General features: G+C 46.4%; 12 protein-coding genes. 5 read left to right on the plus strand and 7 right to left on the minus strand.

What is annotated here, in order from left to right; all coding sequences use genetic code 11:
- Positions 1 to 164: 164 nt before the first annotated feature.
- Positions 165 to 737 (minus strand): NUDIX hydrolase, encoded by a 573-nt coding sequence (locus AAHK14_RS05980; protein ID WP_065256202.1) that lies wholly within the window; start codon positions 735 to 737, stop codon positions 165 to 167.
- A 48-nt stretch (positions 738 to 785) separates the two neighbouring features.
- On the opposite strand from AAHK14_RS05980, the gene AAHK14_RS05985 reads away from it, so the two are divergent.
- Entirely contained in the window at positions 786 to 1526 is a 741-nt protein-coding gene (locus AAHK14_RS05985) for a CoA pyrophosphatase (RefSeq protein ID WP_227514715.1), read from the plus strand.
- Here the strand turns inward: AAHK14_RS05985 and bioD are convergent.
- The 6 genes from bioD to AAHK14_RS06015 form a co-directional block, all read right to left on the minus strand.
- Complete coding sequence (gene bioD, locus AAHK14_RS05990; RefSeq protein ID WP_062500920.1) at positions 1523 to 2194, minus strand: dethiobiotin synthase; 672 nt, start codon at positions 2192 to 2194, stop codon at positions 1523 to 1525. The two genes, AAHK14_RS05985 and bioD, sit on opposite strands and share 4 nt — an antisense overlap.
- On the minus strand, positions 2191 to 3489 hold the full coding sequence (gene bioA / locus AAHK14_RS05995; RefSeq protein WP_062500918.1) for an adenosylmethionine--8-amino-7-oxononanoate transaminase: 1299 nt from the start codon (positions 3487 to 3489) through the stop codon (positions 2191 to 2193). The genes bioD and bioA overlap by 4 nt, the downstream gene beginning before the upstream one ends.
- A gap of 133 nt (positions 3490 to 3622) precedes the next feature.
- Positions 3623 to 4627 (minus strand): transposase, encoded by a 1005-nt coding sequence (locus AAHK14_RS06000; RefSeq protein WP_194092779.1) that lies wholly within the window; start codon positions 4625 to 4627, stop codon positions 3623 to 3625.
- A gap of 358 nt (positions 4628 to 4985) precedes the next feature.
- Positions 4986 to 5357 carry a ribosome silencing factor gene (gene rsfS, locus AAHK14_RS06005; RefSeq protein ID WP_062500181.1) on the minus strand — a complete coding sequence of 124 codons (372 nt, stop codon included), beginning with the start codon at positions 5355 to 5357 and terminating at the stop codon, positions 4986 to 4988.
- A 32-nt stretch (positions 5358 to 5389) separates the two neighbouring features.
- Positions 5390 to 6103: a nicotinate (nicotinamide) nucleotide adenylyltransferase gene (gene nadD / locus AAHK14_RS06010; RefSeq protein ID WP_194092759.1), complete on the minus strand. Its 714-nt coding sequence runs from the start codon at positions 6101 to 6103 to the stop codon at positions 5390 to 5392.
- Positions 6103 to 6894, minus strand: a complete 792-nt coding sequence (locus AAHK14_RS06015) for an NYN domain-containing protein (RefSeq protein WP_062500177.1) — start codon at positions 6892 to 6894, stop codon at positions 6103 to 6105. Before AAHK14_RS06015 ends, nadD begins: the two co-directional genes overlap by 1 nt.
- Before the next feature lie 283 nt (positions 6895 to 7177).
- Between AAHK14_RS06015 and AAHK14_RS06020 the strand changes: the two genes are divergently transcribed.
- The 4 genes from AAHK14_RS06020 to fusA all read left to right on the plus strand — a co-directional run bounded on the left by AAHK14_RS06020 (position 7178) and on the right by fusA (position 12562).
- On the plus strand, positions 7178 to 9034 hold the full coding sequence (locus AAHK14_RS06020; protein ID WP_065256583.1) for an EcsC family protein: 1857 nt from the start codon (positions 7178 to 7180) through the stop codon (positions 9032 to 9034).
- A gap of 279 nt (positions 9035 to 9313) precedes the next feature.
- Positions 9314 to 9688 carry a 30S ribosomal protein S12 gene (gene rpsL / locus AAHK14_RS06025; RefSeq protein ID WP_029102685.1) on the plus strand — a complete coding sequence of 125 codons (375 nt, stop codon included), beginning with the start codon at positions 9314 to 9316 and terminating at the stop codon, positions 9686 to 9688.
- Between the two features lie 152 nt (positions 9689 to 9840).
- Entirely contained in the window at positions 9841 to 10314 is a 474-nt protein-coding gene (gene rpsG / locus AAHK14_RS06030) for a 30S ribosomal protein S7 (RefSeq protein WP_062500173.1), read from the plus strand.
- Between the two features lie 121 nt (positions 10315 to 10435).
- Positions 10436 to 12562 (plus strand): elongation factor G, encoded by a 2127-nt coding sequence (gene fusA, locus AAHK14_RS06035; RefSeq protein ID WP_062500171.1) that lies wholly within the window; start codon positions 10436 to 10438, stop codon positions 12560 to 12562.
- Positions 12563 to 12579 lie beyond the last annotated feature (17 nt).

Below are 12579 nucleotides of genomic sequence, written 5' to 3' on the forward strand. Positions count from 1 at the left end.
AATTTGTATTTTAAAAATCAAAAGGGTAACAATTCCCTGAATATGATAACATAAAATTGTTATCTTAACAATAAAATTATCTCAACCGATAGCCAAATCATCGGTTTAACAGTTGTCAATTTTGTCATTAGCACCACTTAGGCTGTGCGGTATGTTTTATGACGTTAAAACTGTTGATTGGGTATACAAATTTCATGCAAGGGATAATTACCAAAATCATCGCTGTCCTTGCCCAGTCTTTGTAGTGCTGCTTTATCCGTTACATAATATTCAATGGTCTGTTTGACTGTTTCAAATGCCAGGTTTTTCATGTCTATCTCATCGGGGTAGAACAGTCCACATTCTAAGCTTTCTATGCCCACACCAAATTTACCATCTTGTAGGTTGGCAAGATACATGGCATGAATTTGTCCCCATTGCGGTACATCAAATAGGGTGTATAATTTTAAATCAACCGCCACGCCATCGGCCTCTTCTGCTGTTTCACGTTTTGCCCCATCCGCCATGGTTTCACCATTTTCCATAAAGCCCGCAGGGAGCGTCCACAGTCCATAGCGTGGCTCAATGGCTCGGCGACACAGCAGGATTTTGCCTTGATGAATGGCAAGCACCCCACAAATCATCTTGGGATTCTCATAATGGATATAAGCACACGATGTACATACCAAACGCTGGCGAGTGTCGCCGTTTGGTATGGCATGTGTAGCGGGCTGACCGCATTGTAAGCAAAAGGACATAATGATATGATAAGCTAAATATCACAAGTTTAAATGAAAATGAGTAAAATGACAAATGATTTTATAGACAAACAAACGGTCAATGTGCCTGATTCGCACCGCTTTTATCCGCTCGCCCAAGCCTTAGCGGATTATCGTGGGGCGGATATTTTGCCCTTTACGGATAATAATGAGCTTTTGACAGGGCTTGTGCGTGAGCAAGCGATAAAGCGGTATGATAAGCTCGTCAAGTCAAGCCCTTTACCGCAGGCGTGCGTGCTTGTCGTCATCACGGACGAACCCACGCCAAAACTACTCTTAACAAGGCGGTCAAATCGTCTTAGTAGTCATGCAGGCGAAGTGTCCTTAGTCGGTGGCAAGCGTGATGAGACGGACATATCATCGGCAGATGTCGCCTTGCGTGAAGCGTGCGAAGAAGTCGGGCTACATCGGGCGGACGTGGAGATTTTGGGGTATTTGCCCATGCAAATCTCCAAAAGTGGCTTACTTGTCCGTCCTGTGGTGGCAAGCATACCGCCTGATATGGTGGGGTCGCTCATGCCTAATGATGATGAGATAGCACGGCTGTTTTGGTTACCCTTTGATGTGCTATATGGCACGCCTGTGGATTTTGTCTTTGACCGTCAAATCACGCACAGCACCGCCAAACTCCACACCCCTGCATGGGTCTATGACTGTGATGATGACGGCACGCCCGAAGTGGTGTGGGGGCTGACAGGAAGGATGCTATCAAGCCTTATGGAGATTGGCTTTGGGGTGGGGCATGAGTGGTATTATCGGGTGCGTTAAAACTTATCCGCCACATCATCAAAACCTGTAATCTCATCGCCGACAAGCTCCATAAATATCGCACTTGGATAATGGTGTGCGACATGAGATTGTAGGTAATCTTGCGTGTCCGTGCTGATGTCGGGGTCGGTGTCAAAATGATGATTGAACACCACGCCCCATAGCGTCAAGCCCCGAGTCTGTATCGCTTCTAGGGTGAGTAGGGTGTGGTTAATACTACCAAGCCGAGCAGACGTTACGACTAGCACAGGATAACTCTGCGTGGCGATATAATCCAGCGTCAATACATCATCTGTCATCGGCACAAGCACACCGCCCGCCCCTTCGAGTAGCACGATGTCAAAGCGTGCGTTTAGCCTAGCGGTGGCGTGCGTGATGTCGTCTAGATTTATCGTGCGGTTTTCTAGGCGTGCCGATAGGTGGGGACTGGCAGGCTTGACAAAGGTCAAAGGACAAGTCGTGCCGTCCGTATCCACGTCCATGAGTGGCACATTCATGAGCGTGCGGTGGGTTCTGATGTCATCGGCTATCGGTGTGGCAACGCCTGTCTGTATCAGCTTTTGGGTGATGACGGACTTGCCACATGACAGCAGATGACGAGCCAAAATGCCTGTGGCGTACGTCTTGCCGATGTCGGTGTCTATGCCTGTGATGAATAGGGTGGTCATGGCGTGTCTCCGTCAAAATATTCTTTTAAAAGCTCAATCAATCTACCACATAATTCCCCCAACTCTTCATCGCTCATCACATACGCAGGCATAAGATACACAAGTTTGCCAAAGGGTCGCACCCAAATGCCATATTTTGGCAACAGTGCCTGAAAAATGGGCATGATTATCGGCTCTTTCATCTCAATCACGCCTATCGTCCCAAGCACTCGTACGTCCGCTACTTGTTGCCATGATGTTAATGGCGACAGGTGGGCAAAGAGCTTATCCTGCATATCACGAGCGACAGTCGGGCTATCCATGTCTAGTACCATATCAATGCTAGCACACGCCACCGCACACGCCAAGGGATTGCCCATAAAAGTTGGGCCATGCATAAGAGCAGGGTAGGGGCTGTCATGAATGGCATTTGCCACTTTATCGGTGGTCATGGTTGTCCCAAAGCTCATATAACCGCTTGTCAGTGCCTTGCCAAGGGTCATGATGTCAGGGCAGATACCTGCGTGATTGACCGCAAACATCGCCCCACTTCGCCCAAAGCCTGTGGCTATCTCATCACAGATGAGCAGGACATCATAATACTGGCAAAGGGCGTGCAAATGCGATAAATACTCAGGCGAATAAAACCGCATACCACCTGCCCCCTGTACAATCGGCTCAATGATAAACCCTGCCAATCTGTCATGATACCGCCCAAAAAACCTATCCATGTCAAGCCGTGTCTCATCATCTAATGGCGTATCAAAACCCAAAGGTGGGGACGGCAAAAAATACTGCGTGGGGAGCTGTTTGCCATACATGGCGTGCATGCTATTCACAGGGTCGCACACGCTCATGGCGTGCCATGTGTCGCCATGATAGCCCGAGTGGGTGCTGGCAAAGGTGTTTTTGTGGGGCAGACCCCGTGCCAGCTGGTATTGCAGTGCCATTTTTAGGGCGACTTCCACCGCCACACTGCCACTGTCGGCATAGAATATTTTGGTCAAGTTTTTGGGAGTGATGCCCAAAAGTCGCTCGCCAAGCTCAATGGCAGGGGCGTGGGTGAGTCCGCCAAACATCACATGGCTCATCTTGCCAAGCTGTTCTGTCATGGCGTGGTTTAGGCGGGGGTGGTTGTAGCCGTGAATGCTCGCCCACCATGACGACATGCCGTCTATGAGTGGCGTGCCGTCCGCCATGTAGAGCCGTACACCGTGGGCGTGGCTGATGAGATGATTGTCATAGGCAGGTGGCAGACTGGCATAGGGGTGCCAAAGGTGGGTGCGGTCAAAATGGATAAGGTCGTCTGATTCCATGAGTATGATTTTCCAATATTCACAAATGGGTATGGTTTATCGGTGATGATTTTGGACGGTTTTGTAGCAACTGTATTCCACTCCCATCAAAGTGCAATACAAAAACTTAGCACAAAGCGTCAATACCGAACATTTAACGTACGACAACTTGCTTTTGTAATTCATCTCTAACCCGTGCATTTAAAATGGTTAGTAGTTTGTGCATACAGGCAACAATGGCAACTTTGAAGGGCTTGCCATTGGCTCTTAATCTTTGATAGAAGGTTTTGATTTTCTCATCAAAGCGAGTAGCCACTAAGGTTGCCATATACAGTGCCTTACGCACTTCTGGTCGTCCTGCTTGACACAGACCTTTAAACTTAGTCTCTCCACTTTGCTTAGGGTGTGGGGCAACACCCACAAGACTGGCAAGTTGTTTGTGTGAGATTGTACCAAGCTCAGGCAGCATTGCCAACAAGGTGGCTGTGGTGGTTTGTCCAACACCTTTAACACTTTGAATGACACTGCTGGTTTGTTTTAAATCTGGGTGATTGTCATCATCAAGATGGGTTTTGATTTGCTTGTCTAACTCATGAATTTGCTCTGTTAGGTAAGTAATATGAGCTTGAATGCTACTGATTTGACTGTGATGAGATTGCTCCAAGCGGTTTTTTTCAGCCACACACATTTGGACAAATTGATTGCGTCTGTTAATCAATGCGGTTAATAACTCTTGGCTTTGACTGGGTGGGCAATAAAGCAAGGTGGCTAAATCATCTCTTTGTGCCATCATTTTGGCATAAAAAGCAAGCATTTTAGCATCTTTGTTGTCTGTTTTGGTTAAGGACTGTGATTTGGCAAATTGATGTGTTTGCCTTGGATTGGCAATCATGACACAAATGCCTGCTAAGTGTATGGCTTTGGCAAGGGGTACTTCAAGTCCACCTGTACTTTCTAGAACCACTAAGGTTTTGCCATTATCGCATTGTTTGTGTTCCTCTTTGATAAAACAGATGGCTTGGTCAATGCCTTGTGCTGTGTTATCATGGTTTTTGGTTTTGGGTGATAATGAAGTGGCAAGCACAAAGCTCTTTTTGGCAACGTCAATGCCAACAAAATGAACATAGTGTTTGTCTAACTCATTGTTTGCTGATTTCATACTCATCATAAACCTGCCTTGCATTCGGGTGTTAAACTGGCAACTGTACGGTTGTTATTGATGGGTGCTTATCTGGTTTCAATGCTACAAAACGAATGTCATCTCTAGGGGCGAAACGAAAGACAGATAAGCGGGTTGGCTTATTATATCTTGTTTTGGATATACAAGGGGCGAAACGAAAGACAGATAAGCGGGTTGGCTTATTATATCTTGTTTTGGATATACAAGGGTGTGTTGCAATTTGCCCTGCATGTCACACCAAAAAATACCCACATCAATCAACACCAAACCCCATGATAAAAGATTTTTGGCAAATAAAAACCACCCCAAGCGAATTTGGGGCGGTCTTAATCATTCATCACGCCTTTTGCATGGCAAGTGTTTGCAAGGCTTCTGGCGATGACCATAGCCCTTCTAAGTCATAGAACTCACGAGCCTGTGGGGTCATAATATGCACCACGATACGCCCTAAGTCCACGAGCGTCCAGTCGCTGTCTTTGTCGCCTTCACGTCCTAGTGGCATAAGCCCCGCTTCTTTGGCAGTGGCTCCGAGCTTGTCGGCAAGTGCCTTAACGTGGCGTTTTGATGTGGCGTTGGCGATGATGATGCGCTCGGCAATTTCGGTCAAATGCTCAACCGTCATCACGGTAATCTCTTTGGCTTTTAGGTCGTCCAAGGCGGTGGTTACGAGCGTGATTTGCTCATCTAAGGATAGGTTATGTGTGGTCATGGTATTCAAATAAAATAAAGATTAACCGTCTATTATAGCACACTTTTATAAAGCTCGTGCGTTTTAATATAATCAAAAATTGGCTCAGGCAAATGGCATGGTTTATCGCCTTGGGCTAGGGCGTGGCGGATTTGGGTGGACGAGACAGCAGGTATGGGCGATTTGTCATAAAAAATACGTTTGGTGTTAAAAGTTTTATCGGTTTTTAACAATTCATCTTTTAACAATTCATCTTTTAATAAATCATCTTGTAAAAAGCCATCTTGTAAAAATTTATCAAAATCATCAGTCATCTTTGCCAACACATCAGCCACGACATCATCACTGCCAGCTCTATCAAACGCCCAAATTTTAACGTACGCCAAAAGCTCTTTATAATTTTTCCACAAATGCAGACTTGCCAAACTATCACCGCCCATGACAAAAATCCGCTCATCATCAGGATACCACCGTGCCAATGCTTGCACCGTATCTATGGTATAGACGGGTGGGGTTTGGTGGATTTCTGATGTGTCAATGCTTGCGGTGATGCCTTGATGTTTTAGCATGTCACACGCCAAAGACAGCATATTTAGGCGGTGAGTGGGGTCGGTGGGCGTGCCTTTAAAGGGGTTACCTGCGGTGGGTAAAAACGAGATGACAAAGGGCATATCCAAAGACGACAAGCGATGATGAACAAGACGCACCATGTCCAAATGCCCGTCATGCACAGGGTCAAAACTGCCCCCCAAAAATATCCGTGCCATCATATGGTCAGCTCAATGTCAGCCAGTAGGTCGTTACGGCGATTACGCACAAACACCACTTTGTGATTGTCGCCGTTGGGGTAGCGTTCGGTCAGCTCAAAGTAACGGGGATACGCCTTTAAAAAATCGCTAAATTTGTCATAATGGAAAAGGCGAGCGTCAAAATCAGGCTCGACTTTTAGGATGTAGTTTTTGACGGGGGCGATGTTTGCCCAGCCATGCTCGTCCGCCATGGTGGCGATGGCATTTTTGACTAACGCAATCGCCACATCCACAGGCTTGAACTGGTTATCGCCCGAGAACAGCATGTCAGCTGAGTCATAAAAATCCACGTCGCTGTTTTTCTTTTGCTCTTCAAAGACTTCTAGATAGGTAAAGCGGTCGCAGGCTTGCATAAAGGGCTTGGGTGTGTGCTGTTTGCCAAAGCCATATACCATCAGCCCCTGCTCACGGATACGCTGAGCAAGGCGAGTATAATCGCTGTCAGACGACACAAGGCAAAAGCCATCAAATCGCTCGGTGTAGAGCAAATCCATCGCATCAATAATCAGGCTCGAATCGGTGGCGTTTTTGCCTGATGTGTAGGCGAACTGTTGCATGGGCTGGATGGAGTGCGACAGTAGCACGCTTTTCCAACTGGCAAGTTGGGGTTTTGTCCAGTCGCCATAAGCACGGCGAACACTTGCTCGCCCCAGTGTGGCAATCTCATTCATGAGTGCTTCAAGGTAGGTCGTGGACGCATTATCAGCATCAATCAAGACCGCTAGGCGTGCTTCGGTGGGTGGCAACATGGGAAAATACAAAAGGGTAAATAAAATTATTATAAGGTAAAATTTGCCAATTATCTATCGTTTTTTATCTATCATTTTTGCCACTCATTTACAAAAAAGTTAGGTCGGCTTAGGTTGGTGTAAGAATATCGGGCGTTTTGGGCGTGTCATGGTAGGGTGCGGCAAGCGTGCGATGGTTTTACATTTTGTAGTGTTGCTTTACAATATTGACACAGCAAATTTTTGATAATTTGATATGATGAGTTTTTATGCTATGTTCATTTATTTACATTAAGGAGAAGTTATGAGTACGCCAAAATCAAAAACCTCACGCACCAAAAGCCCCAAAACCACCAGAAAAACGGCGGTGGTTCACGATTTTATTGACAACCAAGAAGGGCTAAGCCACAGCGATGTGGAAGTGATCGCAGGTGATGTGGACATCGCCAATACCAATGTGTCAGATGTGGCGGTGGTTAAGGTTGGCAGTGATGAGCCAAAGGATGCCACTCATGAGACAGGCGATGATAACCATGATAACCAAAACCCTAGTGATGATAATCAGAGCCTTAGCGATGAGAATCAGAGTAATGATAAAGATGATAAGGGCAGTGAGGATAAGCATGTTCATGCCAATGACGACAACAATACCCCCAAATCCGCCCAAGAGATAGCCAAAGAAACCGCTCAGCATAAACTTGCCGAGTTGGCAAAACAGCTAGATGACCTAGATAACCTAGGTGATAAAGAGCAGGTAAAACAACAGGCGCAGCAGGCATTGCACACCGCCCAAGAGACCATTAGTGATACGCTTAACCACACCGCCCAAACTGCCAAAGAACATCTCCAAGAGCTCACTGATGATGCCGATGAGACCGCACGCCTTGTCAATGACAAACTTAGCGATGCCAAACAAGGACTACAACAGACCCTAAGCGATGTCCAAGACAAGGCAGGGCAGGTGGTGCAAGAGACTCAAAAAAATGCCCAAACGCTTGCCGAGCGTGCCAAAGAGACGTTAGATGATGCCAAAGAACAGGCAAAACAGACCCTGGATAACATCAGCGAGCAGACCACCAAACAAACCGATGAACTGCTTGATAAAGCGGAAAACTTATTAGGCAAAGAGCAACAGCAACAGCCTGACAATGACCCAACCGCCAACGAGAGCAGTGATGAGCATGAACAAGCTCATGAGCAAAAAACCAATGACAAATCGGTCGAAAAATCCCATACCTTAAAGGGTTTGGGCGGATTGCTTGCCACAGCAGGTGCTTATTTAGGACGTGGTCATCAAGACAAGAGCTATCAGAGCGTGGATTTGGATGCCGATGCCACAACCAAGCACCCCTTTTATGTCCAAGGTTCGACGCTTGGCGGGAGTTTTGTCAAATCCATTTTGGGCAAAAAAGTTACGGCAGTACATGGCTTGGCAAACAGATTTGTCTCTGATGAAAAACTAAACGCCATCTCAGAGAGCGTGTATGAAAAAATCGCCGAACTGGCCCACGCATGGGCGGTCAAATCCCTGCCTGACGACCCCAAAACACTCACCCCTACCCAAAAAGACGAGCTGGCTCAAAGTCTTGCCGACCAAAACCGAGCCTTGGCAACCGCTGGCGGTGTGACGGGCTTTTTTGGGCTAAAAGGCGTGGTCATGGACACAGCGTGGTTACTGCTTGTGGCACTGCGAACGGTGTATCAGTTGTCGGTGGTCTATGATGTACCATTGACAGGCAAAGAAGGGGTCAAGATGGCGTATGGCGTGCTGTTGGGGGCGAATTTGACCAAAATGCAAGAAAAGCAAGTCATCCTAACCGCCCTTGCCCTTGCCAAAAAAACACTGGTCTATGCAGGCGAGAATGGCTTAAAAGAAGAGTTGGTCAAACTCAGCTCGTCTAACACCAGTATTAAGGATTTTGATGAGCTATTAAAATTTGCCCATTTGGATAAATTGGTTGAAAAATACGGCATAGACATCAATGAGCTAAATACCCATTGGCTACATCGTTTGGTCACTGTTTCGGCAGTTGGCGTGGCGGCACACTATAATCATGGGCTTATTGATGAAGTCATCGGCACCGCTATGGCGACCTTTAAAGCAAATGAGACGCTAAGTGTTGAATACCACAGTGATGAAAATGACAAAAGCATGAAATGATGGTTTTATGGATTTTACTTCGCTCTCAACTTAAAATAGCAACTCACTTGATTACTGGGTAATTATTTTTTGGTTGTGGGGGTAAATTGCAATTTGCCCTAGGCAAGACTCGGTTTTTTAACTGGGTTTTGCCTTTGTGTTTAAATGCCTTGATTTTCTTAAATAAAAGTATTATAATGCCAAATCCTATTTGGGATAAGTACGTTTTTTGTGCAAATTTGCCTAAAAATTAGTCAATTTTGCCAAAAACAAGTTTTTAATTAACGGGAGATATTGCCTATGGCAACTACAAACCAACTTATCCGTAAGGGTCGTAAGACCATTACTGAAAAGTCAAAAGTACCTGCACTACAAGCTTGCCCACAACGTCGTGGCGTTTGTACTCGTGTATATACCACTACCCCTAAAAAGCCAAACTCAGCCATGCGTAAAGTATGCCGTGTGCGTTTGACTTCTGGCTATGAAGTATCTAGCTACATCGGCGGTGAAGGTCATAACCTACAAGAGCACAGCGTTGTGCTTATCCGTGGTGGTCGTGTAAAAGACCTACCAGGTGTGCGTTATCACACTGTTCGTGGCGCACTTGACTGTGCAGGCGTTAAAGACCGTAAACAAGGTCGTTCTAAGTATGGTGCTAAACGTCCTAAGGCGTAATTTAGCTCAATAACCCAAATTTAACCTGTGCATGGATTGTGAGATGTGTGTTAATCACCCCCATGCCCACAATCATGCAGTAAGGCTGGCTAAATGCTTGATTTGTTTTAAGATTGTATGCCAGATTTACCCTGAAGACATAAGGAACTATTATGCCAAGACGTCGTGTCGTCGCTGCCCGTGAAATTCTACCTGATCCTAAGTTCGGCAGCCAAACCATCGCCAAATTCATCAACCACGTTATGGTTGACGGAAAAAAATCAGTCGCTGAAAAAATCGTTTATGGTGCGTTAGAGAGCGTTGCTGCCAAGCGTAACATCGAAGATCCAGTGGCTTTCTTTGAAGAAGTGCTAGAAAGCGTTCGCCCAACGGTGGAAGTAAAAGCCCGCCGTGTTGGTGGTGCTACCTACCAAGTGCCTATGGAAGTCCGTCCCTCCCGTCGTACTGCCCTAGCCATGCGTTGGTTGGCTGACGCTGCCGCTAAGCGTTCTGAAAAATCTATGGCTCTACGCCTAGCAGGTGAGCTAAATGACGCCGCCGAAGGTAAAGGTGCTGCCATCAAAAAACGTGATGACGTTCACCGTATGGCTGACGCGAACAAAGCGTTCTCTCACTTCCGCTTCTAATTTTATTAAAAGCGTGTTTGGCTTGCCAAACAATATCAGTCGTTTGTCATGGTTCGGTCATGATGATGTCTTATCATGACAAACTGACACCCAATTACTCGCAATTTTTCTAGGAAAAATTATGGCACGTAAAACCCCCTTAAATAGATACCGTAACATCGGTATTTCTGCGCACATTGACGCAGGTAAAACCACGACCTCAGAGCGTATTTTGTTCTACACAGGTAAAAGCCACAAAATCGGTGAAGTGCACGAAGGTGCTGCAACGATGGACTGGATGGAGCAAGAGCAAGAGCGTGGTATTACCATTACTTCTGCTGCGACCACTTGCTTTTGGTCTGGCATGTCTGAGCAATTCCCAGAGCACCGCATTAACCTAATTGACACCCCCGGTCACGTTGACTTCACCATTGAAGTTGAACGTTCTATGCGTGTACTTGATGGTGCATGTATGGTGTACTGTGCGGTTGGTGGTGTACAGCCTCAGTCGGAGACTGTATGGCGTCAAGCCAACAAATACAAAGTGCCACGTCTTGCCTTTGTTAACAAAATGGACCGTACTGGCGCTAACTTCTTCCGTGTGGTTGAACAAGTTAAAACCCGTCTAGGCGGTAACCCTGTGCCTGTGGTTGTGCCAATCGGTGCAGAAGACAACTTTGAAGGTGTTGTTGACCTGCTTGAGATGAAATCCATCATTTGGGACGTAGAATCTCAAGGGATGAAGTTTGAATATGGCGAGATTCCTGCCGACCTAGTAGATACTGCCAACGAATGGCGTAACAACATGGTTGAAGTAGCTGCTGAGTCATCAGAAGAGCTGATGGACAAATACCTAGAAGAGGGCGACTTGTCTCGTGAAGACATCGTCGCTGGTCTTCGTGCTCGTACACTGGCATGTGAAATCCAGCCAATGCTTTGTGGTACTGCCTTTAAAAACAAAGGCGTACAGCGTATGCTTGATGCCGTCATCGAGTTCTTGCCTGCCCCCACTGACGTTGAGGCCATCAAAGGCATTCTAGATGACAAAGACGAAACCGAAGGTAGCCGTGAGTCTTCTGATGATGCTCCATTTGCCGCCCTTGCATTCAAAATCATGAATGACAAATACGTGGGTAACCTAACTTTCGTTCGTGTGTACTCTGGCGTTGCAAAACAAGGCGACAGCGTTTATAACCCTGTTAAGATGAAGCGTGAGCGTATCGGTCGTATCGTTGAGATGCATGCCAACAGCCAAAACGAAGTTGAAGAAGTTCGTGCAGGCGACATCGTAGCATTGGTGGGTCTAAAAGACGTAACCACAGGTGATACCTTGTGTGATAATGACAACATCATCACCTTGGAGCGTATGGAATTCCCAGACCCAGTTATCAGCCTAGCGGTTGAGCCAAAAACCAAAGCTGACCAAGAAAAAATGTCTATCGCTTTAGGTCGTCTTGCTAAAGAAGACCCATCGTTCCGTGTACGCACAGACGAAGAAAGTGGTCAGACCATTATCTCTGGTATGGGTGAATTGCACCTTGACATCATCGTTGACCGTATGAAGCGTGAATTTGGTGTTGAAGCGAACATCGGTGCACCACAGGTTGCCTACCGTGAAACCATCCGTCAAACGGTTGAAGTTGAAGGTAAGTTTGTTCGTCAAACAGGTGGTCGTGGTAAGTTTGGTCACGTTTGGCTGCGTCTTGAACCACTTGACCCAGAAGGTGATGTGGAATACGAATTTGCCGAAGAAATCGTGGGCGGTGTTGTACCAAAAGAATACCACGGTGCGGTAGATAAGGGTATCCAAGAGCGTATGAAAAACGGCGTTTTGGCAGGTTACCCAGTTGTTAATGTTAAAGCGACCCTATATGATGGTTCTTACCATGACGTTGACTCTGATGAGCTATCGTTCAAAATGGCGGGTTCTATCGCATTCAAGAAAGGCTTTATGCAAGCATCTCCTGCTCTGCTAGAGCCTATCATGAAAGTAGAAGTTGAGACTCCAGAAGACTACATGGGCGACATCATGGGTGACCTTAACCGTCGTCGTGGTGTGGTTCAAGGCATGGACGACTTGCCTGGTGGTACCAAAGCCATCCGTGCAGAAGTGCCACTTGCTGAAATGTTCGGTTATGCCACTCAAATGCGTTCTATGTCTCAAGGTCGTGCAACTTACTCTATGGAATTTGCCAAATACCAAGAAACGCCTAAGAACGTGGCTGATGAAATCATCAAGAAATTCACTGCCAAAGATGATGACGAGTAATCATAATCATCTCATTT

Source organism: Moraxella sp. K1664, from assembly GCF_039693965.1.
Lineage (GTDB): Bacteria > Pseudomonadota > Gammaproteobacteria > Pseudomonadales > Moraxellaceae > Moraxella.